The 24,469-nt window shown below is 68.4% G+C and carries 19 protein-coding genes and 1 pseudogene; 10 read left to right on the top strand and 10 right to left on the bottom strand.

Going from position 1 to position 24,469, the window contains the following annotated elements; all coding sequences use genetic code 11:
- A pseudogene (locus tag NA8_RS20675) lies at positions 1 to 571 on the bottom strand (polysaccharide biosynthesis protein); the annotation flags it as partial.
- A gap of 166 nt (positions 572 to 737) precedes the next feature.
- Between NA8_RS20675 and NA8_RS20670 the strand changes: the two are divergent.
- Positions 738 to 2,585, top strand: coding sequence for an MmpA family trehalose lipid delivery protein (locus NA8_RS20670; protein WP_369690264.1), 1,848 nt, complete (start codon positions 738 to 740; stop codon positions 2,583 to 2,585).
- A 322-nt stretch (positions 2,586 to 2,907) separates the two neighbouring features.
- On the opposite strand, the gene NA8_RS20665 is transcribed toward NA8_RS20670, so the two are convergent.
- Positions 2,908 to 4,080 carry a glycosyltransferase family 4 protein gene (locus tag NA8_RS20665; RefSeq protein WP_063052004.1) on the bottom strand — a complete coding sequence of 391 codons (1,173 nt, stop codon included), beginning with the start codon at positions 4,078 to 4,080 and terminating at the stop codon, positions 2,908 to 2,910.
- Between the two features lie 112 nt (positions 4,081 to 4,192).
- On the opposite strand from NA8_RS20665, the gene NA8_RS20660 reads away from it, so the two are divergent.
- On the top strand, positions 4,193 to 4,978 hold the full coding sequence (locus tag NA8_RS20660; RefSeq protein WP_063052003.1) for a class I SAM-dependent methyltransferase: 786 nt from the start codon (positions 4,193 to 4,195) through the stop codon (positions 4,976 to 4,978).
- Between the two features lie 5 nt (positions 4,979 to 4,983).
- Here the strand turns inward: NA8_RS20660 and NA8_RS20655 are convergent, their stop codons facing one another.
- Positions 4,984 to 5,286: a hypothetical protein gene (locus NA8_RS20655; protein ID WP_040871049.1), complete on the bottom strand. Its 303-nt coding sequence runs from the start codon at positions 5,284 to 5,286 to the stop codon at positions 4,984 to 4,986.
- A 209-nt stretch (positions 5,287 to 5,495) separates the two neighbouring features.
- Here NA8_RS20655 and NA8_RS20650 point away from each other — a divergent pair, with 209 nt between their 5' ends.
- Complete coding sequence (locus NA8_RS20650; protein WP_063052002.1) at positions 5,496 to 6,941, top strand: aldehyde dehydrogenase; 1,446 nt, start codon at positions 5,496 to 5,498, stop codon at positions 6,939 to 6,941.
- Here NA8_RS20650 and NA8_RS20645 read toward each other — a convergent pair whose 3' ends face one another.
- Positions 6,942 to 7,145, bottom strand: a complete 204-nt coding sequence (locus NA8_RS20645; RefSeq protein WP_157106804.1) for a hypothetical protein — start codon at positions 7,143 to 7,145, stop codon at positions 6,942 to 6,944. It lies immediately after the preceding gene.
- Between the two features lie 343 nt (positions 7,146 to 7,488).
- Positions 7,489 to 8,439, bottom strand: a complete 951-nt coding sequence (locus NA8_RS20640) for a GlxA family transcriptional regulator (RefSeq protein ID WP_063052000.1) — start codon at positions 8,437 to 8,439, stop codon at positions 7,489 to 7,491.
- A gap of 112 nt (positions 8,440 to 8,551) precedes the next feature.
- Here NA8_RS20640 and NA8_RS20635 point away from each other — a divergent pair, with 112 nt between their 5' ends.
- Positions 8,552 to 9,304: an HD domain-containing protein gene (locus NA8_RS20635; protein WP_063051999.1), complete on the top strand. Its 753-nt coding sequence runs from the start codon at positions 8,552 to 8,554 to the stop codon at positions 9,302 to 9,304.
- A gap of 148 nt (positions 9,305 to 9,452) precedes the next feature.
- Here NA8_RS20635 and NA8_RS20630 read toward each other — a convergent pair whose 3' ends face one another.
- Positions 9,453 to 10,397 carry a hypothetical protein gene (locus NA8_RS20630; protein ID WP_063051998.1) on the bottom strand — a complete coding sequence of 315 codons (945 nt, stop codon included), beginning with the start codon at positions 10,395 to 10,397 and terminating at the stop codon, positions 9,453 to 9,455.
- Positions 10,398 to 10,470: 73 nt separating this feature from the next.
- Here NA8_RS20630 and NA8_RS20625 point away from each other — a divergent pair, with 73 nt between their 5' ends.
- Positions 10,471 to 11,013 (top strand): PadR family transcriptional regulator, encoded by a 543-nt coding sequence (locus NA8_RS20625; protein ID WP_063051997.1) that lies wholly within the window; start codon positions 10,471 to 10,473, stop codon positions 11,011 to 11,013.
- Between the two features lie 263 nt (positions 11,014 to 11,276).
- The gene (locus NA8_RS20620; protein WP_063051996.1) at positions 11,277 to 12,041 is read left to right on the top strand and encodes a hypothetical protein; all 765 of its coding nucleotides are present in this window, start codon (positions 11,277 to 11,279) and stop codon (positions 12,039 to 12,041) included.
- Between the two features lie 499 nt (positions 12,042 to 12,540).
- Here NA8_RS20620 and NA8_RS20615 read toward each other — a convergent pair whose 3' ends face one another.
- From NA8_RS20615 to NA8_RS20600, 4 genes are all read right to left on the bottom strand, one after another.
- A complete protein-coding gene (locus NA8_RS20615; RefSeq protein WP_063051995.1) occupies positions 12,541 to 14,373 on the bottom strand; it encodes a phosphoenolpyruvate carboxykinase (GTP) in 1,833 nt (610 codons plus the stop codon).
- A 218-nt stretch (positions 14,374 to 14,591) separates the two neighbouring features.
- Positions 14,592 to 16,241, bottom strand: a complete 1,650-nt coding sequence (locus tag NA8_RS20610) for a hypothetical protein (protein ID WP_245663923.1) — start codon at positions 16,239 to 16,241, stop codon at positions 14,592 to 14,594.
- Positions 16,228 to 17,361 (bottom strand): P-loop NTPase family protein, encoded by a 1,134-nt coding sequence (locus NA8_RS20605; protein ID WP_063051994.1) that lies wholly within the window; start codon positions 17,359 to 17,361, stop codon positions 16,228 to 16,230. Before NA8_RS20605 ends, NA8_RS20610 begins: the two co-directional genes overlap by 14 nt.
- 65 nt (positions 17,362 to 17,426) lie before the next feature.
- Positions 17,427 to 18,209 carry an SDR family oxidoreductase gene (locus NA8_RS20600; protein ID WP_040871059.1) on the bottom strand — a complete coding sequence of 261 codons (783 nt, stop codon included), beginning with the start codon at positions 18,207 to 18,209 and terminating at the stop codon, positions 17,427 to 17,429.
- Between the two features lie 150 nt (positions 18,210 to 18,359).
- Here NA8_RS20600 and NA8_RS20595 point away from each other — a divergent pair, with 150 nt between their 5' ends.
- The 4 genes from NA8_RS20595 to NA8_RS20580 are packed head-to-tail and all read left to right on the top strand — an operon-like array spanning position 18,360 to position 24,311.
- Positions 18,360 to 19,706, top strand: coding sequence for a lipase family protein (locus tag NA8_RS20595; protein ID WP_063051993.1), 1,347 nt, complete (start codon positions 18,360 to 18,362; stop codon positions 19,704 to 19,706).
- Positions 19,707 to 19,765: 59 nt separating this feature from the next.
- A complete protein-coding gene (trmB, locus tag NA8_RS20590) occupies positions 19,766 to 20,578 on the top strand; it encodes a tRNA (guanosine(46)-N7)-methyltransferase TrmB (protein WP_084466954.1) in 813 nt (270 codons plus the stop codon).
- Positions 20,575 to 21,303: an NYN domain-containing protein gene (locus NA8_RS20585; RefSeq protein WP_084466953.1), complete on the top strand. Its 729-nt coding sequence runs from the start codon at positions 20,575 to 20,577 to the stop codon at positions 21,301 to 21,303. The genes trmB and NA8_RS20585 overlap by 4 nt, the downstream gene beginning before the upstream one ends.
- Positions 21,303 to 24,311, top strand: a complete 3,009-nt coding sequence (locus tag NA8_RS20580) for an MMPL family transporter (protein ID WP_063051992.1) — start codon at positions 21,303 to 21,305, stop codon at positions 24,309 to 24,311. Before NA8_RS20585 ends, NA8_RS20580 begins: the two co-directional genes overlap by 1 nt.
- The last annotated feature ends 158 nt before the right edge of the window (positions 24,312 to 24,469 follow it).

Raw genomic sequence — 24,469 nt, 5'->3', positions numbered from 1 at the left:
CGATCCTGGCCAGCAGCGCCGCCACCGCGACTCCGCAGGCCGCGGCCCACAGGGCGAGCGTCGCGCCGCCGCCCAGCGCGAGGATCACCAGCGCGGGCGCGACCCTGGCGATCCCTGCCGCGCCGAGCACCGTTCCCAACGCTCGAAACCGCTTGCCGCCCTGCAACACTCCCTGCTCACCGGACAACAGCACCAGCGCGGGCGCCGCACCCAGCGCCGCCGCGGTGGCGGCCACCCCCACGTTCAGCGTGACGGCGACCAGCGGCACCAGCGTCGCGGCCGCCAAGGCCACGATCACCGCGCACCGCCACTGGAGCCCGCGCAGCGCAGCCGTCCCCGCGCCGCGCACGAGTTCCCTCGCCACCACGTTCTGCAACGCCAGCGCCGGAACCGCGCACAGCAGCTGCACGGCGAGCAGACTCGCGAACTCGCTGTAGCCGGTGACTCCCAGCCACCGCCCGGCCAGCAGCTGCAACAGATACCCGGCGACGTTCGCGGTCATCGCACCCGCCGTCACCCACGTCAGATCCGCCACCACAGGAAACCGACGGACAGCAGACACGAGGTTCATCGTCCCACCCGCACAGGCCGTCGCCCGTCCCGCCCCGCCGCAGTGCGACCGGCGCTCGCCATGGATCAGGCAGTTCGGGACACCGACCCGGCCCCGCTGACTCGGCGACGGAAGACAGCGGGACGTACAGTGCTCAGGCGTGAATGGGAGCGGTCGAGACCGAGCGGTGGCTGCTGGATACAGCGCGGCCGGGTCGCTGCTGGTGACCGCACCCGTGCTGGCGCCGGGATACCTGCTCCTGCGCGACGCGGTGAGCACGCCACGCAGTTATCCGACCAACTCGGCGCTCGGTCTCGGCGACGCCGCGCCCCGGGCGGTGCCGCAGGATGCGCTGCTGGCCGTGCTGTCGGCGTTCGTCGACGGCGGGCTGCTGGTCAAAGCGATTCTCGTCGTCGCGCTGTGGGCCGCGGCGTACGGGGCCGCGGCGCTCGCGCGCGAACTGCTGCGCGCGTCGCTCGGCCCGCAACTGGTGGCCGCGACGGTCGCGTTGTGGAACCCATATGTGGCCGAGCGTCTGCTGCAAGGGCATTGGAGCCTGCTGGCCGGCTACGCCGCGCTGCCATGGACAGCGCTGGCCGGTTACCGCCTAAGATCCACGGCCACCGCGAAACGGCGCAGGCGGACTCTGTCGAACACACCCGCACAGCACGCGAACGGCCTGATCGAACGTCCCGCACCACAGGGAACCGAAGACTTCGGGAAGGCCCCGCCGACCGCTACGGTATCCGCCTGGGCGGCACTGGCCGGGTCACTCGCCGCGGCGGGGCTCACCCCGACCGGTGCGCTGTTGGCGGGCGTGACCGCCTTCGCGCTGGTGCATCGACGCCAACTCCTCGCGGCGCTCGGCCTCTGGCTCGCCGCCTCCGCGCCATGGCTCGTCGCGACCGCGCTGTCGGGTGCGGGCGCCGAGCCGTCGGATCCCGCGGGCATCGCGGCCTTCGCCGCGCGGGGCGAACCCGGTCTCGGCACGCTCGGCAGCCTGGCCGGCCTCGGCGGGATCTGGAACTCCGAGGCGGTACCGAATTCGCGCACCACACCGCTGGCCGCGATCGGCACTCTTGCGCTGCTGGCGCTCGTCGCGCTGGGCGTGCGCGCCCTGGCCACCGGTGGCGCCGACCCCGACAATCGCCACGTCCGCCGCGCATTGCTGCTGCTCGCAGCGGTCGCGATCCTGTTTCCCGCGCTCGCAGCGACGGCGTGGGGCATCAGCGCACTGGAGTGGCTGGTCGCCCACGTGCCGGGTGCGGGCTTGCTGCGGGACACCCAGAAGTACGTGGCGCTGGCCATGCCCGCCTATGCCCTGTGCGCGGCGGCGGGATGCGCGGCCACGGCCCGGCGTCTGTCGTCCCGGAGGGAGTCAGCGGACCGGCCCGCGACGGCGCTGCCCGCGGTGACGTCCGCGGTCGCGGTGGTCTTCGTGGCGCTTCTGATGCTGCCGCTGTACGACCTCGCCTGGGGCGCCGGTGGGGCTGTCCGCCCGGTGCGCTATCCCGCCGGTTGGCAGCAGGTCGCCGACCGGATCGACGGTCCCGGCGACATCGCCGTACTGCCGGGCGGGATGTTCCGCAAGTTCCGCTACAGCGGGGCCGCGCCCGTGCTGGACCCGGCGCCGCGAATGCTGCCCAATGACGTCTTGCAGACCGGCGAGCTACCCGTGCGCGGGCGCACGGTGTCCGGCGAAGGCACCCGCGCCAGAGAAGTGGAAACCCTGCTGCTGCGCGGCGGCTCCCCCGCGGAGCTGGCCCGCCTCGGAGTGGGCTGGGTCCTCGTCGAACGAACCACCCCCGGGCCGCTCGGTGCATCGGCCGCGACCCTGGCCGGCGTCGAGCGGGTCTACGAGGACGCCGAACTCGCGCTGTATCGCGTGCCCGGTGTCGTCGAGCGCGGACGATCGACGACCGCACACCGGGCCGTCGCCGCCGCGGCCCACTTGCTCTGGGGCGCGATGCTCGTCGCGGGCCCGCTCGCCGCCCTCGGCACGCGCGCGCGATTCCCCGAGCGACCACGAAACTGACCGAAACTGTCCGGCGGCGAGGGGCGGGTACGGGCAGAAACGTCCAGCCTGCGCCGCGTCGACTCCACCGCCGCCTGCTGTGCCGGCAGTCGGGCGGCGATCCGGTCGAGCTCGCAGGGCTGGGCACAGGTCGACGGTGACGCCTCGCTCGCCGGTACGCACGCGATCCAGATATCGCCGGATGGTCGCGGCGTTCAGCCCCGCCCTGAGCACGACCTCGATCTGCGCGACAACGGAGACAGCTCTGCTAACCGTAGCAATTCGTCGGTGTCCGACATTCGGGACCATCCGGCGTCTTGATTCCGGCCGGACGGCGGCACGTTCAGTCGACGGTCCGTGGCGCGAGCAACCCGCTCGTGTGCTCGCCGCGGGCAGCCGCGGCCAGCACTTCGTAGACGCCGTTCCCGGTTTGCTCCCAGGAGAATTCGCGAGCGCGGGCGCGGGCCTTCTCACCCATGACCGTGCGGGCGCCGGGATCGTCCAGCAGATCACCGACGGCATCGGCCAACTGGGCGACGTCGTCGACCAGGATGCCGGTGGCGCCGTCGACGATGGAGTCGGTGAGTCCGCGCGAACTCCGGTAGCCGACCGTCGGCACGCCGTGCTGGGCGGCTTCGATCACCGCGAGGCCCCACCCTTCTTTGCGGGACGGCAGCACATGCACCCATGCGCGGGCGAGGAGTTCGTGTTTGCGGCGCTCGTCCACGTGCCCGTGAAAGGTGACGGCGTCGGCGATGCCGAGTTCACGAGCGTTGTCCCGCAGGTTGTCCGCCCACCAGCCGTCGCCGATCACGTCCAGGCGCAGGCCGGGAACGCGGTCGCGCAGCCGGGCCACGGCCGCGAGCGCGTCTTCGATCTGCTTGTGCGGCACCAGACGGGAGAGCACCACGACAGTGGGTGCGGGAGTACGGGTTTCCGCGGCGCCGGTCGGCGCGTCGACTGGAACAGGTTCAGCTCCGTTGCGGACCACAGCGATTCGCGTGCGGTCCACACCGAGCGTGGCCAACTCCTCCGCCGACGGGAGCGAAACGGTCAGATATTGGTTGTGCCGGTGCACGCGCGGAGACAGCCGCGACTCGATCCACCAGCCGATGCGACCGACCAGCCGGCCCGCCACCGGCCACTGCTCACGGTGGCCGTGGTGCACAAGCACCACCGACGGCGCCGTGGTGACGGCGGTGGCGAAGAACGGGATGCCGTTCTGGGTGTCGATCACCGCGTCCGGCCGCAGGCCGCGCAAGGGGCCGAGACCGATCCTGCCGAGCAGCAGCGCGGCGAGCGCTCGCGGATACACCGTGTAGCGTCCGCCCGCGCGGCTGATATCGATGCCGTCGACCCGTTCCCGCCGCGGCGCCCCGGGGTAGCGGGCGGTGCGCAGGGTGACCTTGACCCCGCGTGCCGCGAGCTGCGCGCCGACCTGCTCGAGGTACCGCTCGCTGCCGCCGCCCTGCGGGTGCCCGGTGTCACGCCAGCAGAGCAGGAGGACTTCGCGCACGGTGGAGCTTCTCTCGGTCGGTAGGTGTTGGGAACGTCGGATGTCGCGCTACACCCTAACCCGAGCACCCGCCCGAGATGCCCAGCATCGGGGTTGTGCGAGACTCGGCGCCGTGCTCAAAGCCGAAACGACGCCGACGCGCAGCGACTCGCCCCGGTTCGCCCGCCGGGCGACCCTGCGCCGGTCGCTGCGGCTGCTCGGTAGTTTCCGGTTCGAGCAGACCGATCCGGCGCTGTTCTACGGGGGTCTGGCCGCCGACACCTCGGCGATGATCGCCGACTTCTACACCGACCTCACCGGCCGGTCGCTGGACGGCGCGACGATCCTCGACGTGGGTGGGGGGCCGGGCTACTTCGCCGACGAGTTCGCCCGCACGGGGGCGAGCTACATCCCGGTGGAGCCCGACCCGACGGAGATGCACGCCGCGGGGCTCTCGGTGGCGGGCGCGGTCCGCGGCTCCGGGATGGCGCTGCCGTTCCGTGACGACGCCGTCGACATCTGTTTCTCGTCGAACGTCGCCGAGCACGTCTCGAAACCGTGGGTGATGGCCGACGAGATGGTGCGGGTGACCAGGCCGGGCGGGTTGATCGTGCTCTCCTACACGGTGTGGCACGGCCCGTTCGGCGGGCACGAGACCGGCCCCTGGCACTACCTCGGTGGTGAGTACGCCGCTCGCCGGTACCGGCGCAAGCACGGGCGTGAACCCAAGAACAGGTTCGGCACCTCACTGTTCGCGGTGCGGGCCGCGGACGGATTGCGCTGGGCGGCAGGCACTCCGGCGGAGGTGCACACCGTCTTCCCGCGGTACCACCCCCGCTGGGCGTGGTGGTTGGTCCGGGTGCCGATGGTACGTGAGTTACTTGTGAGCAATCTGGTCGTGGTGGCAACCAAAAGTTAGCCGAACTAAGCCTCTAGCCACCCGCGGCGCCAGTGCCGCTTGCCGCAGGGCGCGTGCACGGGCTCGCTCCACGGCGATTCCCGCATGGCCAATCCGACGGTCTCGAGCGTGGTGAGGCCGACCAGATCGGCCAGCATCCCGACGGCGGCGACCGCCTCCGCGGCCTGCATGGCCGCGGTCGCCTGCTCGATCGTCAGGGTACGGCCGGGTAGGAAGGAGACCACCCACCCGCCGTGGCCGACACACTTAGCCTGATGCTCGGTTTGATCGCTGGTCATCAGCGACCGGCCGATCACTTGCACCGCCATGACTCGGACTCCCCAGTTTGCGGTAACGGTTCGGTAATGGAGCGAGCTGATATGTCGCTACAGCATCCCCCTTCCAGCAACAGAACGCAATAGTGCGTTCTGCGAAAAGCGAACCGAGAGGTCGGGATTCACACTGGCCAGAGCGCTGTCGCCGCACAAAACTGGAACAGGTTACAGACAATGGCAGAGCAAAACTGTAACGTGTTCTCATGCATTACGACAGCTTGTTCATCGGCGGCCGCTGGACCGCGCCAGCCACCGCCGAGCGCATCCAGGTCATCTCGCCGGCCACGGTCGAGCCGGTGGGCAGCGTCCCGGCGGTGAGCCGGGCCGACGTCGACGCCGCGGTGGCCGCGGCCAGGCACGCTTTCGACCACGGCCCGTGGCCCGCGACGCCGCCGAAGGAGCGCGCCGAGGTGCTCACCCGCGCGGCCCGGCTGATCGAGCAGCGCTCCCCGGACCTGCTCGCCGCGCTGACCGCCGAGGTCGGCGTGCCGCAGATGATGGCGATGACGCTGAACCAGATCCCCGCGGTCGCCGCACTTGACGCCTACGCCGCCCTGGCCGAGTCCTTCCCCTGGCGCGAGACCAGGGTCGGCGGGTTCGGCACCACGCGGGTCACCCGTGAGCCGCGCGGCGTCGTCGCGGCGGTCACAGCGTGGAACGTCCCGCTGTTCCTCGCGGTCAACAAGCTCGCACCGGCCCTGCTGGCCGGCTGCACCGTGGTACTGAAGCCCGCCCCGTTGACGCCGATCACGGCCAACATGGTCGCCGACATCTTCACCGAGGCCGGGTTGCCCGAAGGCGTGCTGTCGGTGCTGCCCGCCGAGCCCGACGCGGCCGAGTACCTCGTCTCGCATCCCGGCGTGGACAAGGTGACCTTCACCGGAAGCACCGCGGTCGGCCGGAAGATCGGGGCCATCGCCACCGGTCAGCTCAAGAGCGTCTCGCTCGAACTCGGCGGCAAGTCGGCGGCGATCCTGTTGCCCGACATGGACCTCGCGGCCAGTATCCCGGTGCTCGCGTTCTCCGGCTTGATGAACAGCGGTCAGGGCTGCGTCGCGCAGACCCGCATCCTCGCCCCGCGCAGCCGGTACGACGAGATGCTCGACGCGCTGGTCGAACATGTGAAGACGATGAAGGTGGGCGACCCCAACGACCCGAGCGTGCTGCTCGGCCCGCTGATCTCCGAGCGTCAGCGCGACCGGGTCGAGGGCTACATCGCCGAGGGCAAGACCGAGGGCGCGCGACTCGTGCTCGGCGGCGGGCGCCCGGAGGGGCTGGACCGGGGCTGGTTCGTCGAGCCGACGATCTTCGCCGACGTGGACAACAAGTCGACCATCGCCCAGGAGGAGATCTTCGGGCCGGTGCTGTCGGTCATCCCGTACGAGACCGAGGACGAAGCCGTCGCCATCGCCAACGACTCGGTCTACGGCCTCGCGGGCTCGGTGTGGACGACCGACATCGAACACGGAGCCGAGCTCGCGGCGCGGGTGCGCACCGGCACCTACGCGATCAACTGGTACGCCTTCGACCCGACTTCGCCGTTCGGCGGCTACAAGTCCTCCGGGCTCGGACGCGAGAACGGCCCGGAGGGTCTCGATGCGTTCTGCGAGCAGAAATCGCTGCTCATGCCCCTCGGCTGGGCCGGATGATCAGTCGGGTGGCATGACCACCCGCAGCAGCGGCGCACGACTGCCGTAACGCCCGGCCGGCGCGTCGACAACTTCGACGCGCCACCCGGGCGGCAGCACCGCCAGCAGCCGCCCCGCGGCCCGGCGCAGCGGGGTGCTCGCGGTCGCCGACTCGAATTCGGCAACCATGGGGGCAAGGGACGTCGCCGTCTCCAGATCGGCCATGCTCCAACCACCTCTCGCGTCGATCTCGCCGTACGCCGCGGGCACCGCGGGTCCGATGTCGGTAGGGAAGTAGTTCAGTCGATCAGTTAACCGTTGGTAATCCGACTGTGTGATGGGGAAGGTAGAACACGCCAAGCATAAGTCACGAGTACACGAAATCTCTCAACAAGATCATTACCCCGTTCTGTCCAGGGCTAAACCCCTACAGCCGTGGCAGATTCGCGGATTCTCGCTCTCCATCGCCACCCCATCGTGCAGCCATCTCTGATAGCGCCGCAGCCCGAATCATGGAAACCTCGGCCGCACAACGTTGTTCACCTTGTGGACAACTGTCCAGCCGTGTTCACCGGCCCAGTGATCGGCGATACGAGGCGGGTGTGGCGCCGGTCGCCGCTCGCAGATGCACCCGGAGGGCGGTGACGCTGCCGAAGCCGGCCTTCGCCGCAACGACTTCCACCGGCAAACGCGTGGTTTCCAGAAGTTCCCGGGCACGAGCGGTGCGCTGGGCGTCCAGCCACCGCCGCGGCGTGGTCCCCACTTCCGCCTTGAAGCGACGGATGAAAGTACGTTCGCTCATCAACGCGTGCGCGGCGAGCGCCGGGACATCCACCGCCGCAGCCGGTTCGGCGACCGCCCATGCCAGGGTGGCGGCGAGACCACCATCGCGGGCCGTCGTGCCGGCCCCCTCCGGAACGTACTGCGCCTGCCCGCCCTCCCGATGCGGCGCGGTGACATTCCACCTGGCCAGTTCCGCCGCGGCATGCGCGCCCATCTCCCGGCGGACGATGTGCAGGCACAGGTCGAGGCCCGCCGACAGCCCGGCGGAGGTCAGCACATCACCGTCATCGACGTACAGCGCCGTCGGGTCCAGTTTCACCGCCGGATACAGCTCGGCGAACTCGCCGCAGTAGGCCCAGTGCGTGGTCGCCGGTCGTCCGTCCAGTAGTCCGGCCTCGGCCAGGATGAACGCGCCCACGCAGATACTCACCATCGTCGCGCCCCGCGCGGCCGCGCCGCGCAAGGCGATCAGCGCCTCCGGCGGGGTGGGAAGCGTCGGAATCCCGATGCCGGGCACGACGACGAGATCCGCTTCCCCCAGCGCCGCCAACCCGTGCTCCACCCGCAGCTCGAAGCCATTGGGCGTCCACACCGGCCCCGGCCGCACGCCGCAGGTCCGCATCTCGAACCCGGACGGCTCCCCGGTCTTACCCGGCCCGTGCCGGAACGCCTGCACAGCACAGGCCAGATCGAAGGCCATTACGCCATCCAGAGCGAGCGCCACCACTTGCTTCATCGTCCCAGTTTGGCAGGAATCCGAGCCATACTGTCATTCACGCCACTCGTCGCGCATCAGGATGCCCGCTTGACTGCAATGCACACCGAGTTCCGATCAGAAGGAGGGCATCGTGGCCGCACCGACGGGCCTCGACTGGGCATGGGCCACCCGCACCGGGGGCGCATTGTCGAAAGAGCAGCGCCGCAGGTTGGCCGTCGCGACCGCACGCACGCTGCCCGCGATGGTGACCAACCGGATCCGGCTCGCGCTGGGGCGGCGGGGACGGGGAAGGCTGGAGTTCGCCGGGCTCCGGCTACCCGATTCCACGCTCGCCGTCGCGGCGGAGACCGAGGCGCGCGAGTCGCTGTCGCCGCACATGCTGAACCATTCGCTGCGGACCTACTACTTCGGACGGGTCCTGGCCGACCTCGACGCCGCGACCTACGACGACGAACTCGTCTACATCTCCTGCCTACTGCACGACCTGCAACTCGAAAAACCCACGCCCGGAAGGTGTTTCGCCGTGGTCGGCGGCGAGCGCGCGGCCGCCCTCGCGCTGGGCGCAGGCGCGCCACCGGAACGGGCCGAGGCAATCGGCGCGGCCATCGCCGCCCACCTCACACCCGGCGTCGCCGACGATCTCAGCGACACCGGCGGTTTCGTCTCCGCGGGAGCCTCAGTGGACGTGCTCGGCACGCGACTGGCGGAACTGGACCGTGATTGGGTCGCCGAACTGCTGCGCCGGCACCCGCGGCTGGAATTCGAACGGCACGCCGTCGCCGCCTTCCGAGCGGAAGCAAAGGCGATGCCGGAGGGCCGGATTCATTGGCTCAACAGGGCGGGTTTCCAGACCATGGTCCGGATGTCCCCGCTCGCCGAATAAATCCGCCCTGCGAGGGGCGCATCGAGGAAGGGCGAACCGCAGTAGGACGAGCCGACGCGAAACGCGTGACACTGCTGCCCGCACAACTCGACGTGCGGCCCGACTCCCCGGCCAGGAGGCCGACCACACTGTGAGCGCGAACTCGCAGTCACGATGTGGATCGGCTGGCGATGAGGTCGCGGATGGCGTGAAAAGCGGGCTTGGGCGTGTAGTCGTCGCGCAAGAGTCCGAAACGGCTGGTCCATCCCGCGTCGCTACGCCCATCTCGCAGCCCGAAGAACTCATACGCCGTGACACCGACCCCGGAATCGAGAGCGGCGTCGGCCACGGTCTCCAGGACGGCTCGCTGAGTCGTCTCGTCCCGATCGGCGCCGGTCGGCCATCCCGTTTCGGTGACGTGAATGGGCGTGCTCTCGGGGACTCCGGCTCCTGTTGTGACAGAACGGAAACGCTCCAGTAGGAACGCGACCGAAGCGGCGAGCTGATCGTGTGGGATGCGGTGGAATACATCGGGAAAGGCATCCAAACCGATGTAGTCCAGTGCCGCGACGAGTTCTCCGCCGACCGAGCCGGTCATCCGCCGCCAGAAGGCCGGATCTGCCATGCCTGCCGAGTTCACGCCGATCTCGATCTCGACGCCGAGTCGCTCACGTTCCTCGAGCGCGGCGGCGATCCCGGCCGCAACGGCGTCGAAGCATCCCGGGCTGCCCCCGTCCTGTGGTACAGGCATGTTCAACTCCTCGCCGACTTGCACTTTGCCACCACCCCATTCGGCGACGTCTCGAACAGCTTCGCGGACGAACTCGGCGAAGCCTCTCGGGTCCGGCTCCGGACTTTGATAGCAGGCGACCAGGTCGATCAGACGCCCGCCTCCGGCGTACAGCTCAGGACGGCGGGGCGTGCGGGAATTGCCCGGCCACTGCTTCACGCCGGCTCCGAAGTGCCGGTAGCAGCGCACGTAGAAGGTGGTCGCGTCACCTTGCAGATGCCGAAGTGCCGCCAGGGTAGCGGCGGGGTCTTCCGGTGGGCAGTCGAGTGGTCGGAAGTCGACCAAGTCGGCCGCGACAACGCCGGGCCAGATCCCGAAAATCATGACGCCTCCAGTAGTCGTATACGGCTAACCGTATACGACTACTGCTCAGGTAAGGGTTGGATAGTCTTCCGACGTGCCCAAGAACGCGCTCGACAATCCGCTGGTGTTGCCCATTCTCGGCCTCCTGGTCGAGCAGCCACGCCACGCATACGCGCTGTTCAGCGAACTCAGGCGGCGTTACGACTACCTCCGGGTGCGTAATGCGACCGTCTACACACTGCTGGACCGTCTGATGGCAGAAGGCTGGGTCGCCGCAACGAACGACAACGACCGCGCCGACCTCACTGTGACCGAATCGGGCGTGTCCGCGCTCGCCTCGCGGGTGCAGCGGCAACTTCGCGAAGCCGACCCAACTGGAGGTCCCACATTCGTCACCGCGCTCGCGTACCTCGGGATCCTCCCGCGCGGGGAAGCCGTCGCCGTTCTCGGGAAGCGAGTCGAACTCATCAGCGACGCGGTCCGCGAACTCGAACAGACCATCCACGCCTCGGCCGCACCCGAAGTCCACATGATCGAGGCGCACTACTTGCTGTCACGTCTCCGACACGACGTCGAGTGGCTTGAACGCACGGCTCAGCGCATCGCGGCAGGAGAACTTGATCGAACTCGCCCATGACCTGCGGCAGCTACGCCGCCGACCGAATGACGCAGCCGCACCGCAAGGGCGCACGGCGGTACCGGACACAAATGCACAGTAAGCCATTCTTTGACGACTGCATCCAGTTTTCCGGCCGTTGATATCCATTTTCCATTCGACGACTTCGCTCCACTCGACAACTGTTTCCACCGTCTTCGATCCAGGCCATTATGTGCGGAGACAGAATGCTCTGCGCCGTTATTCACTGGGCAAACCCGAGCCGTGTGAGTATGCTCGATGCCATGAACGGTGTCACCGGCATCGCAAGCGGACGGCAGAAGCTCGCTCGCGCGTGGCACCACATCAACGACCTCGAACGCATGATCTCGGAATATCAGGAAGAGAATAAGGTCGAAGTCCGAGTCTATCTTTCCCCGAGCATCGAATACGACAACGAGATCGACTGCGAAGTAGCGGCGATCAGCGTATCCGATGCACCCGACGACTGGGCCCTCATCACGGGCGATGCACTCACCAACCTGCGGGCCGCGCTCGACCGCGCGGTGTATCCGCATGCCGAGCATTTCCCCATTCTGTTGAGCAATACGAACAGCAAAGGTGCGGAGATATGCGTCGAGGAAATATTCGACGCCGTCACCACAGTCATAATTCTCCGCCATCAGCCTTTTCATGATCCCCTGCCCGCGCACCACCCGCTGGGCCTTCTCCGCAAACTCGACACCCGTGACCGACACTGCCGCCTGCGTGTTACCAATCAATTCAGACCCGAGCTGATTTTCCCGTCATCGAATGACTACGAAGTCATAGACACCCCTGGTCCAACGGTACACGAACTCGTACCGGGGGCCGTTTTCAAGCATTTCCGTCTGCGGCTCCGCCCCGGCTTCACGCAGTCCCAGCTCACATACAGCAATCGACTCGCGGCAACCGTCGTGATGAATGTTCCGGATACAAATGACGATGTGCCGCTCGTGGCGAGCATGAGATCGATTCACACGCGAGTGTCGGAAATTCTGGATCAACTCGAAGCCATCGGAATCATGTAACCGGCAACGAATTCGTACGCGGCCCGTCATGCCCTATCCCGGCATAACCGGCGGTCGTCACGCGACACCATCAAAGCCGCGACGCGCGTCGAGCACATCTCCGAATCGCAATCCCGATGAGTCTCGATTGCTTCGACAGCGGCGGCGCGACTCGACCCGACCATGCCGGGTTGCCTGCGACGCCGAACCGCTGTGTGGCCGCACGGAACCCGCCTCGACGCTGGAGTCGAGGTCCGCGCAACCTGCGTCCCCACCACGGAGCCGTGTGCGAACCGGTAGGGCGCCGACGCCGCGCCGTCTGCGCCGCAACGACATCGCGGATAGCGGGCACGACCAGACGACCAGATGGGCGAAGACGGCTGTCGGGCCGAACCATCCACGCACGAGACTTGGCCCTCGGCAGAATCTCGCTCGCAGCGACAAAACCTCTGTCGCGCAGAACAAATCGCCCGCACCATCCGACAGATGGTGCGGGCGAGGTGCTACTTTGGGTGGAGTGTCAGCCCAGACGCTCCTTGAGCGCCTCGAACTCGTCGCGCACGCCGGAAGGCAGCCTGTCACCGACGAACTCGAACCACTCTTCGATCAGCGGGATCTCCTTGCGCCACTCCTCGGCGTTCACCGCGAGCGCCTCGTCGACGTCCTTGGGGTCGACGTCCAGCCCGTCCAGGTCGAGCTGCGTAGCGGTCGGCACGTTACCGATCGCGGTCGCCTCGGCCTCGGCGGAACCTTCGATGCGGCCGACGATCCACTCCAGCACGCGGGAGTTCTCGCCGAAGCCGGGCCACAGGAAGCGGCCGTCGTCACCGCGACGGAACCAGTTGACGTAGAAGATCTTCGGCAGCTTGGCGGCATCGGCGTTCTTGCCGAGGTTGATCCAGTGGCCCAGGTAGTCGCCGACGTGGTAGCCCAGGAACGGCAGCATGGCCATCGGGTCGCGGCGGACGGTGCCCACCTTGCCCTCGGCGGCCGCGGTCTGCTCGGAGGACAGCGTCGCGCCCATGAACACACCGTGCTGCCAGTCGAAGGACTCGGTGACCAACGGGACGGTGGTCTTGCGGCGGCCGCCGAACAGGATCGCGGAGATCGGCACGCCCTGGGGGTCGTCCCACTCGGGCGCCAGGATCGGGCACTGCGCCATCGGCGTGCAGTAGCGGGAGTTCGGATGGGCGGCCAGCGTCTCGGTCTCCCGCAGATACCAGTCGTTGCCCTTCCAGTCGATCAGGTGATCGGGCTCGCCTTCCAGGCCCTCCCACCACACGTCGCCGTTGTCGGTCAGCGCGACGTTGGTGTAGACCGTGTTGCCGGCCTCCATGGTGGCCATGGCATTCGGGTTGGAGCTGCGGTTGGTGCCCGGCGCGACGCCGAAGAAGCCGTACTCGGGGTTCACCGCGTAGAGGCGGCCGTCCTTGCCGAAGCGCATCCAGGCGATGTCGTCGCCCAGGGTCTCCGCGCGCCAGCCCGGCACGGTGGGCTGGATCATCGCGAGGTTGGTCTTGCCACAGGCGCTCGGGAACGCGGCGGCGATGTAGTACGCCTTGTTCTCCGGCGAGATCAGCTTGAGGATCAGCATGTGCTCGGCCAGCCAGCCCTCGTCGTGGGCCATCGCCGAGGCGATCCGCAGCGAGTAGCACTTCTTGCCGAGCAGGGCGTTGCCGCCGTAGCCGGAGCCGTAGCTCCAGATCTCCCGGTCCTCGGGGAAGTGGGTGATGTACTTGGTGTCGTTGCACGGCCACGGCACGTCGGCCTGGCCCTCGGCCAGCGGCGCGCCCACGGAGTGCAGCGCCTTCACGAACGGACGGTCGGCGCCCAGCTTCTCCAGGGCTGCGGCGCCCATGCGGGTCATCACGCGCATCGACACCACGACGTACTCGGAGTCGGTGATCTCGACGCCGAGCTTGGGGTCATCCGCGCCCAGCGGACCCATGCAGAACGGCACCACGTACATGGTGCGGCCCTTCATCGAGCCGCGGTACAGCTCGGTCATCGTGGCGCGCATCTCGGCGGGGTCGACCCAGTTGTTGGTGGGGCCGGCGTCGGCTTCGGACTTCGAACAGATGAACGTGCGGGACTCCACCCGGGCCACGTCGGAGGGATCGGAGAGGGCGAGGAAGGAGTTCGGCTTCTTCTTCTCGTCCAGCCGCTTGAACGTCCCCGCTGCCACGAGCTGCTCGGTCAGCCGCTCCCATTCTTCGTCGGAGCCGTCCGCCCAGACCACACGATCCGGCTGGGTGAGTTCGGCGACTTCTTGTACCCAGGCGAGTAGTTCGCTGTGCTCGGTCGGCGCCTTGCCGTCGGATCCACGAAGACCAGGAATGGTCGCTGACGTCATGAAAACTCTCCTGAGATGGGCGGCTACTCGCTGCTTCGCCGCCTGGCCCTAGGCCCATGACCAGCGCGAATGCACCGAGCGCCACCGTTGGCGGGAAGGCGCCCGCTCCGACCGGTCGAACGCGCACCCCAGGAGGGCGGCAGATCAGGACTTAGCGGACGCCCAAGTTCCTGAATAGAGGTTAACGCGATGTGACGGCCGGTACGGTATCGGGTTCCTCACTGTGTACCCAATCGGTCGTTCGTTTCAACAGGTGAGATCCAGCGATCGAGGATCCCGACATCGCGCTCGCATGCGGCGAGCTGTCCCGGCTGTTCGGCCGCCATCCGGCGCAAGTCGGTCTCCAACCGGGCCACCCGGCGATCCGTCTCGATCATTCGCGCGGTGCTTGCTCGGACCACGTGATCTGCCAAAACAGCCTCCGCTTCCACGAGCGCGGTCGCCACCCGCTGCTCGAGCTGGGCTTTTACGTTGACCAACGCGTCGGCGATCCATTGCCGGATGTGCGCTCGATCGGCCAGCTGCCTGCGGGCACGTACCACCCATGCCGCCGCGCCGCCCCCGAGCAGCAACGTGACCGGCACGCTCGCCACGTCCAAGGCCGGTACCAGCGAGAACGGAGCAACCAGCAAGCGACCCAGGCCGACACCGGCCGACGCGCCGAGCGCGACCATGAGGTGATCTTCGACACCTTTATGGCGGGGCTCGGGATCCGGGCCGACCCGAGGGGCCGGGTCGCGCCTGCGCGTCGGCGCGCCGTCCGTGCTGTCGATCCGGGCGCTCAGTTCGGCCAGTCGCAGGTCGATGACGTGGTCGAGCGCGCCGGTCATGTCGGTGACGGCCTGCTGCAACCGCGCGGGGTAACCGGCGAGCTCCGCGGGACGCAGCCGATCCAGTTCGGCGCGCACCGCGGTGTGCAGCGCCCGGATGCTCGCGCCGATCTCGGTCATCAGATCCACCCGGGCCAAGTGCAGCTGCCCGCGCAAGGTGGACATGGCGGTGGCGCGTCCTCCGTCACGACCGGCCAGGAGGATGGCGCGTTCCTCACGCAGCCGCGCCGGTTCGGCGCCGGAGCGCAGCGTCGCCACCTGCTCGGCCACCCGCTGACGGGTGTCGGCCAAGACCCGTGCGGTGACCGCGCCCCGCCGGTCGCCACCCGCGGCGGCCGCCGCGGTGAGTTGCGCGTGCAGTGCGCCCAAACCGGAGCGATCGAGCAGTCCGGCGTCGCCCGCGGTGCGCGCGGCGGCCGCGAGCCGGGCGGACACCGGCACGATGTCCAGCTCGGCGGAGCCCTGCGCGGCGAGCAATTCCAGGTTCCGGCCCCGCACCGCCCGCCAGTCCTGATAGGCGTGGATGCCGTTCATGGCGAGCAGCAGACGGGTGCCGTCCGCGCGCAGCCGAGCGATCACCTCCAGCACGTCCGCGCCGATGATGGAGCCCGCGTCGAGCAGGATCAACGCCACCGCGGGAGGGGCCGCCCCGGCGGGTGCGGTGGTCTCCGTCGCCGCGCCCGCGTCGGCGCGCGGCTCCGACAGCGTGACACGGGGTTCGAACCGCGCGAGTTCGGTCCGCAACAATGTCGTGTTGACGTCGGCCGGACCGATCACGGTGACGGCCCCCGCGGCGCCGGACCCGTCTATCGCGCGCAGCAGCGCCATACCCTGCGGATTCCAACGCTCCACCACGGCCGCGAGCTCGGGCGCGAGCGCGCGGACGGGGTGCTCGGATTCACCGTCGGCGGGCGGGTCGACGCCGCCCCGGCCCGTCGCACCGGCCCGGACGATCGGGTCTCGATCGGCCCCGGCGTGCGACGCCGGATCCGCCTCGGACGACGTACGCACCGGCTCCGGGGGCTCAGAGACCGGCACTGCTCATCCGTTCCCACAGTCGGACGTAGCCGTTGTGCACGCGCAACGCGGCGCGGCGGGCGGGCGGGGGCATATCGCTGGTGACGACGGCGCGCCAGCGGCTCGCGCGGGCCAGCGCATCGTCGGCGTCGGAGGGCGCGGGCGCCGCGTATCCCGCGGCGAGGTGGGCCACGTCGGGACCGGCCAGGCCGGCGCAGAGCCCGATCCACAGGGCATCGTCGCTGTAGAGATAGGACTCCAGGAGCTCGCGCGCGCGGCCGCCCTCCTCCGGGATCGCGCGCGCGGCGAGGCGGGCCAGCTCGTCGAGCAGTTCGCCACCGCGCAGCGCGGACACCTGCTCGTAGCGGCAGTGCAACAACTGGTGGAGCGCATCGATGCCGCTGGCCGCGTGCAGGATCTGCAACAGCTGCTGCGGAGCGAGGTCCGGATCGTGGCGCAGGGCGGCGCACGCGCAGGCCACGCCGTACAGGTCCCAGCGCAGCAGCAGCCGCTCGCGCTCGGCGGCGTCCGGCCCCGGCGCGACGAACAGGTCCGGCGCGAGGATCAGGGCGGGGTCGGCATCGGTGGCGAGCTTGCGCAGCAGGGCGACATCGGCGTCGGTCAGCGCGCCCGCCCGGGTGCGCGTCGCCAGGGACGCGACCACCGGAACCACCGGGATCCGCAGTTCCCTGCCGTACTGCTGTGCCGCGGCCACCGCGTCGCCCCAGCGGGAGCCGATCGCGTCGGCCTTGTTCAACACCGCGATCGTGCGCTGCGGCGGCAGCGTGGCCAGCACCCTGCGATCCGCGGGCGACGGCGCGGCCGACAACACGTAGACGACGATGTCGGCGTCGAGTTCCGGATCGGGCGCCCCGGGCCGGTCCACCGGATCGGTCTCCACCGCCGACATCAGCGCGAGCGCGTGCAGCACCGTGGTCCGCCCCGTGTGCGCACGCCCGGCCACCTGGATCCGCGGCGGTTTGCGCCAAGCGCTGACGGCGGCCGCCGCGGCGTATCCGATCTGCGGATCGCGCCCCGTGCCGAAGCGCAGCTCGCCGAGCAGTTTGTCGAGCTGATCGTGAGCGGACGTGGGAACGCCGCGCTCCCGCAGCGGCCCATCGGAATCAGTGGCTGTCGACATGCCGCACACCCCCTTTACGGTGCGCAATTCTGTCAGAAGTCCGGTCGGGGGACAGGCTCGACCGCTCAGCTGCCACTGAAGTACTTGTTCGCGGTCCGCACCGCCCAGTTCGGCGCGTATTTCGCGACCGTCGCCAGCACTTTCGCCTGCGCGCCGATCTCGTAGTGCACCTTCGGCAGCCGGGCGCGCTTGCGGGTGGCCTCCCAGATCCCGGCGGCGACGTCGTCGGCGGTCAGCCGCACACCCAGCGACTTCGTCGTCCCGGTCGTCACGCCGTCCACCATGGCCGTGGCCACGAACATCGGCCAGATCGCGAGCACCCGGATGTCGTGGCGCTCCCATTCGAGGTCCAGCGCCTCGGTGAAACTCTTGACCGCCGCCTTGCTGGCACCGTAGCTCGCGAGTTCGGCTTGGCCGTAGATCGCCGACGCCGAGCAGAGGTTGACCACCTGGGCGCCCGGGGTGTCGCGAAGGTACTGGAACGCGCTGTGCGTTCCCGTGAGCACGCCGGTCAGGTTGACCTCGATGATCGCCCGATGGGCTGCGAGGTCGATCGCCTCGAACGGTCCGGCGCGCAGAATGCCCGCGTTGTTGACCAGGATGTCCAGCCGCCCCGTCGCCGCGTGGAACTCCGCGAGCCGCTCCGCCCACTGCGTGGCGTTCGTCACATCCAGTACTCCGGTGTGCGCGGCGCCACCCGCGGCTGTGATATCACCGGAAAGCCTGGTCAGCCCGACTTCATCGAGGTCGTAAGCCCCGACCTGGTATCCCTGCGCAGCGAAAAGCAAGGCCGTGGCCCGGCCGATACCGGCCGCCGCGCCGGTGATGAATACTGTCGGTCTGCTCATGCCCGGGAGTCTAGTGCCGGAAACGCCGTGTACTCCGGGGTTCCCAGACGCCCGCCGGTCACTTACCCTGCAGAAGTGGTCGGCACCATAACCGGTGCGCAGCTTCACCTTTCGCATGCGGCAACCGACCTCGACGATGAGGAGGTTGCGATGACCGCGAATGTCATCGGCGCTGTCGAGCCGGAGCCCGCCGGTCCCGCGGACCGCAAGCCCTTGCTGCCCAGCGTGGACCCGTTCCATCGACCACCGAAGGGGTTCGCGACCAAGGCGCCCGGCACCATCCTGCGCAGCAGGAAGATCGACGTGGCACTGTTCGGAATTGTCCCGCAACAGGTCTCGGCCTGGCAGCTACTGTACCGCAGCTGTGATCTGCACGGGGCGCCGGAAGCGGCGATCACCACGGTCCTGCTGCCGCTGGACGCGGAACCGGACGAGGATCGCCCGCTGCTGGCCTTCCAGACCGCGATGGACGCCGTCACCGAGAAGTGCTCCCCCTCCTACGCCCTGCGCCACGGAGCGCGGGCACTCGGATCGGTCACCCAGTTCGAATGGCTCCTGGTCGCGAACGCGCTGCGCCGCGGCTGGGCGGTGAGCATCGCCGACCACGAGGGGCCGCACGGGAACTTCGGCGCCCCGCGGGAGCCCGGCTACCGGGCGCTCGACGGCATCCGCGCCGCCCTGCGCTTCGGCCCGCTCGGCCTCGGCCCGCAGACCCGCGTCGCGGTGTGGGGCTACTCCGGTGGCGGCATGGCCAGCTCATGGACGGTCGAGATGGCCCCTACCTACGCTCCGGAACTCGACATCGTCGGCGCGGTGCTCGGCGCCCCGGTCGGCGACCCGCGCCAGGTCTTCGACCGGCTCAACGGCACCCCCTACGCGGGCCTGCCCGCCATCGTCATCGCCGCCCTGCGCAGGCTGTATCCGGCGTTGAGCTCGCTGATCGACGACGAACTGAGCCCGGAGGGCCACCGGTTCGTCGTCCGCGCGGAGAACGCGACACCGCTCGGGGCGATCCTCGGGCTCGCCCACAAGAAGGTGGACGACTTTCTCGACCGCCCGCTCGCCGAGGTACTCGACACTCCGCAGCTGCGGGCGATGTTCGACGACCTGCGGCTCGGCAACACGACGCCCTCCTGCCCATTGCTGGTGGTGCAACCCATCCACGATCAGATCATCCACATCGACGGTATCGATGCTCAGGTGGCGCGCTACCGCCGCGGCGGCGCCGCGGTGACCTACGTCCGCGACCGGCTCAGTGAGCACTTCTCACTGCTGCCGCTGTCCACGCCGTTCAGCCTGGACTGGCTGGCCGACCGGTTCGCCGGGCAACCGGTGAGCGATGTGGGCGACACCACCGTCTGGTCGGTCGCGGCCTCGCCCTCGGGTGTGCGTGGCCTGCTGGAGATGGCGGTGACCGCGGCCAAGGTCGCACTGGGCAGGCCGCTTCGCCAGCAACAGCCGACCGCGTCCAGAATCGCGCCCGCACGCGCGGCCTGACCTCCCGCTCAGCGGTCCGCACGTAACCGCTTACCGCACCGATCGCAGGATGCTGGACAATGGACGCCGTGAACGACGCCGCGAACCATACTGCCGAGTCAGTTCCGGGCCCGCCGTCCACAGGTTCGGCTCCGGCCGAGGGCGGGCCCAGGCACAAAACCGGCTCCCGCCTGTACCCGCGAGTCACCAGCTTCCGGTCGCGCAGGGGCGCGCTGACCGCGACCCAGCAGCAATCCTGGGACCGGATGTGGCCCTCGATCGGCCGCGAGGTCGCCGACGAGCCACTGGACGCGGCCGCCTGGTTCGGCCGCGACGCACCGCTGGTCATCGAGATCGGCTGCGGCACCGGCACCGCGACGGCCGCCATGGCGCAGGCCGAGCCGCACCTGAACCTGATCGGCATCGAGGTCTACCAGCCCGGCCTCGCGCAGCTGGTGCAGCGCATCGAGCGCGAAGGGATCGAGAACATCCGCCTGCTGCGCGGAGACGCGGTCGACGTGCTGGAAAACATGATTGCTGCCGAGTCGCTGTCCGGTGTCCGGGTGTTCTTCCCCGACCCGTGGCCGAAGGCGCGCCACCACAAGCGGCGGCTGCTGCAGCCCGCGACGGTCGCGTTGATCGCCAGTCGCCTGAAGCCGGGAGGCGTGTTGCACGTCGCCACCGACCATGCCGGCTACGCCGAGCACATTCACACGGTCGGCATGGCAGAGCCCCTGCTCAAAGGCCTGAACGAGGCCACGGGCGGGGTCAGCGAGGAGCATCGTGGCACAGCGCCGATCGGTTTCGAGCGTCCCGTCACGAAATTCGAAGGCAAGGCACATCGCGCCGGTAGCGCCATCACCGAGCTCATATGGGGGAAGATCGACCGATGAGCGTCAGTGAAATGGCCCACGAAGTGGTCGATGTTGCCGGGGAGGTGCACGGAGGCGGAGCGGAAGGTCTGGGCGGAGCGACGCCGGACGTGCGCCGCGTCCTGTTGGTCTGGGACGCCCCGAATCTCGACATGGGCCTCGGCGCCATTCTCGGCGGGCGCCCCACCGCCGCGTACCGCCCGCGGTTCGACGCGCTCGGCCGCTGGCTGCTGGCCCGGACCGCCGAATTGTCGGTGGGCGCGGTGCACCGCGTGGAACCCGAGGCCACCGTCTTCACCAACATCGCCCCGGGCACCGCCGACGTCGTGCGCCCGTGGGTGGAGGCGCTGCGCAACGTCGGTTACGCGGTCTTCGCCAAACCCAAGATCGACGACGACTCCGACGTCGACGCCGACATGCTGGCGCACATCGCCTTACGCAGTCGCGGCGCCGGCCTGGCGGGCATCATGGTCGCCTCGGCCGACGGCCAGGCGTTCCGCGAACCGCTGGAGGAACTCGCCGCCAAGGGAGTGCCGGTCCAGGTGCTCGGCTTCCGCGAGCACGCGAGTTGGGCCGTCACATCCGATACTCTCGAATTCATCGACCTCGAGGACATTCCGGGCGTGTTCCGTGAACCGCTGCCCCGGGTGAGCCTCGACTCGCTGCCCGACGAGGGTGCCTGGCTGCAGCCGTTCCGGCCGCTGTCGGCACTGCTCACCTCTCGCCCCGCCCAAGGAGTCGCTTAGTGTTCACACGCTGGGGCGATCTGGTATACCGGCTGCGTTTCGCCGTCATCGGCGTCGTCGTGGCCGGTCTTCTGGCTCTCGGTGGCTACGGCCTCGGATTGGAGCAGCATCTCAGCTCCAGCGGATGGGACGATCCGACGTCGGAGTCGGCAGAAGCGGCGCGAATCGCCGATGCGGCGTTCGGGCGCGATCACAGCAGCGACGTTATCGTCCTCTACACCGCGCCCGAGGGCAAGACGATCGAAGACCCGCAGTTCCGTCAGAAAATCGTCGACAGTCTCAACCGGCTGCCCAAGGAACATCCGAACGAGATCGCCATGGTCAACGGGGCCTATTGGCGAACTGATACCGGACCCGGTTTCCCGGCGACCTTCGGTTCGAAGGACAAAAAGTACACTTTCGCCTCGATCGCAATCGTCGGTGACAACGACACCGAGATGGTACGGAACTTCCGGAAAGTCAAGGACACTTTCTATATTCCGGGCGTCGACGTCCAGGTCACCGGTCTGCAAGCGGTGGCGGGCACTCTGAACGACACCATGGCGGCCGATCAGAAGCGCATGGAAATGCTCGCCATTCCAGCCGTCGCAGTATTGTTGTTCTTCATCTTCGGTGGACTGATCGCTGCGGGCCTACCGCTCGTCGTCGGCGGTCTCACGGTCATCGGCGCCAACGGCATCATCATGTTCCTGACCCGATTCACCGAAGTGAACTCGTTCGTCTCGGGTGTCGTCTCGATGATCGGCCTCGGTCTCGCCATCGACTACGGCTTGTTCATTGTCAGTCGTTTCCGGGAGGAACTGGCCGAAGGCTACGACACCCGTGCGGCGGTGCGGCGTTCGGTGATAACAGCGGGGCGCACCGTGGTGTTCTCCGCGACGATGATCATCGCCAGCCTCGGTGGCATGCTGCTGTTTCCCCAGGGCTTCCTCAAATCAGTCGCCTACGGCACGATTGCGACGGTCTCGCTGGCGGCGCTCACCGCTATCACGATCCTGCCCGCCATGCTCGGCGTCCTCGGTCCGCGCGTGGACATGCTCGGTCTGAAGAGGTTCCGCAAGTCCAAGACCGCAGAGGAAGTCGAGCACGGTCTATGGGGCAGGATCACGCAATGGGTGATGAAGCACCCGCTCAAGATCGCCGTTCCTATTTGCATCGGCTTGCTGTTGCTCATAATTCCGGTGAAGAACCTGGCCTTCGGTGGCATCAACGAGCGATACCTGCCACCGGACAACAAGACCCGCGTAGCTCTCGAGAACTTCTACGAGGTCTTCCCACTGAAGAAAACCGACCCGATCCAGCTCGTCATGGTCTCAGACGACAGCACTGCGGTCGGCAAGGTCTACAAGGAAGCCAACGCGGCTCCCGGCCACACCGGTTTCGACGTGCCGAGCCGCTCCAACAGCCAACCGAACGTCTATCGGACGAGCGCGACTCTGGATGATTCCGAAAATGCGGATCCCACCATCGAGTATCTGCGCTCGATCGATATCCCCGACAACGTCCGACTGTACGTCGGCGGCCAGCCGACGATCCAAAAGGACAGCATCGACGCGCTGCTCGAACGCATGCCGTTGATGATTTTGCTGGTCATGTTCGTGACGACGCTGCTGATGTTCCTCACATTCGGCTCGCTGGTATTGCCGATCAAGGCCGCGCTCATGAGTGCCCTCGGCCTCGGGTCCACGCTCGGCATTTTGACCTGGATCTTCGTCGACGGCCACGGTGCGAAGCTGCTGAACTTCACGCCACAGCCGATCATGTCGCCAGTGCTGGTGTTGATCATCGCCGTGATCTACGGCCTGTCCACCGACTACGAGGTCTTCCTGCTTTCCCGAATGGTCGAGGCACGCACTATGGGCGCCTCCACCACCGAGGCGGTGCGCGCAGGTACCGCTCACACCGGCCGCATCATCACCGCGGCCGCGCTCATCCTGCTCGTCGTGGTCGGCGCATTCGCGTTCTCGGACCTGGTGATGATGCAGTACATCGCCTACGGCCTCATCGCGGCGCTATTCATCGACGCAACTATTCTGCGCATGCTGCTGGTACCCGCCACCATGAAACTTCTCGGCGACGACTGCTGGTGGGCGCCTGCCTGGATGAAGAAGATCCAGCAGAAGATCGGGCTCGGCGAGCCGATCCTCGATGACGAACGCCCCGGGGGCGGCGACGTCATCGATCTGGTCAAGACCACGCCGATCACCGACCCGGTGACGATGCAGATACCCGCAGTCGCCGACGCGAACAAGGTCCCGCGCAGGCGCAAACCTCGTACGGTCGCCGAGATCGAGGCCGAGGCGCCCACCAGACGTCTGGACCGGGTTCCGCCGTCGCCAGCACCGCAGGGCCCGCCTGCGCCTCCGCCACTCGATCCGACCCGACAGCGACCGACGACTCCGCGGGAGTCCACACCGCTGCAGGGCGAGCCGATTCGCCCGCGTCGAATCCCGCCGACCCCAAACGCGCCGCGCCGTGCGCAGGACTACGCCGAGCAGCAACCACCGGTGCCGCCCGGAAACCCGCACGACGCCGCAGGATCACGACTGGCGCCGTCCGCAGATCGGCCCCAGCGCCAGAATGCGCCGCACGCAGATGTGCCGTCGGTGATTCTTTCCGGGGGAAGCCGACAACCTGTCGTCTCATCGATTACGCCGCCCGCGCCGCCAGCAACCCACGCGCCCGAAACTCCTTCGCGGTACGGCGTCTCGCAGGACCCTGCCGTCGACCTCGCGCAGCAGCCCAACGCACCTCTTGCGCCGCAGCACCTGCCGGTCGAAGCGTCGGCAGCTTCCGATGGTCCCGCGCATCGCGCACCCGAGCCAGAGGCGCCCGCGGAGCCGTACAACGGGCCGGACACTACCAACCGCAGCAGCATCGAAAGCTGGATGGCCGAACTGCGCTCATCGCGTCGCCACGTCGGCAGACCCGAGGAGGGTCGACACCATAGCGGCGATAGCCGTACGGTCAGCGTGAACGAACTACTGCGCCGCCGCGACCGCGAGTGAGCTGTACTTGCTCGTGAAGGGATGGCATGCCTGCCGCCGAATGATCGACCTGAATCGATCACTCTCCGAGTGCCTTCGCGAGCAATTCGATTCCTTCACATTGGACGAGTAATGGTACGGGTAGCGACCTGTTGGATATACACCATCGCACCCTAGTT

This window comes from Nocardia arthritidis NBRC 100137 (assembly GCF_001612765.1).
GTDB classification, from domain to species: domain Bacteria; phylum Actinomycetota; class Actinomycetes; order Mycobacteriales; family Mycobacteriaceae; genus Nocardia; species Nocardia arthritidis.
This window is presented reverse-complemented; position numbering and strand designations above follow the sequence as displayed.

Excerpts from the sequence above, each read along its gene's own strand:
- NA8_RS20655 (WP_040871049.1), bottom strand. The coding sequence starts at position 5,286 with ATGGCGGTGCAAGTGATCGGCCGGTCGCTGATGACCAGCGATCAAACC.
- NA8_RS20650 (WP_063052002.1), top strand. The coding sequence starts at position 5,496 with ATGCATTACGACAGCTTGTTCATCGGCGGCCGCTGGACCGCGCCAGCC.
- NA8_RS20645 (WP_157106804.1), bottom strand. The coding sequence starts at position 7,145 with ATGGCCGATCTGGAGACGGCGACGTCCCTTGCCCCCATGGTTGCCGAA.
- NA8_RS20640 (WP_063052000.1), bottom strand. The coding sequence starts at position 8,439 with ATGAAGCAAGTGGTGGCGCTCGCTCTGGATGGCGTAATGGCCTTCGAT.
- NA8_RS20630 (WP_063051998.1), bottom strand. The coding sequence starts at position 10,397 with ATGATTTTCGGGATCTGGCCCGGCGTTGTCGCGGCCGACTTGGTCGAC.
- NA8_RS20620 (WP_063051996.1), top strand. The coding sequence starts at position 11,277 with ATGAACGGTGTCACCGGCATCGCAAGCGGACGGCAGAAGCTCGCTCGC.
- NA8_RS20615 (WP_063051995.1), bottom strand. The coding sequence starts at position 14,373 with ATGACGTCAGCGACCATTCCTGGTCTTCGTGGATCCGACGGCAAGGCG.
- NA8_RS20605 (WP_063051994.1), bottom strand. The coding sequence starts at position 17,361 with ATGTCGACAGCCACTGATTCCGATGGGCCGCTGCGGGAGCGCGGCGTT.
- NA8_RS20600 (WP_040871059.1), bottom strand. The coding sequence starts at position 18,209 with ATGAGCAGACCGACAGTATTCATCACCGGCGCGGCGGCCGGTATCGGC.
- NA8_RS20595 (WP_063051993.1), top strand. The coding sequence starts at position 18,360 with ATGACCGCGAATGTCATCGGCGCTGTCGAGCCGGAGCCCGCCGGTCCC.
- trmB (WP_084466954.1), top strand. The coding sequence starts at position 19,766 with ATGGACGCCGTGAACGACGCCGCGAACCATACTGCCGAGTCAGTTCCG.
- NA8_RS20585 (WP_084466953.1), top strand. The coding sequence starts at position 20,575 with ATGAGCGTCAGTGAAATGGCCCACGAAGTGGTCGATGTTGCCGGGGAG.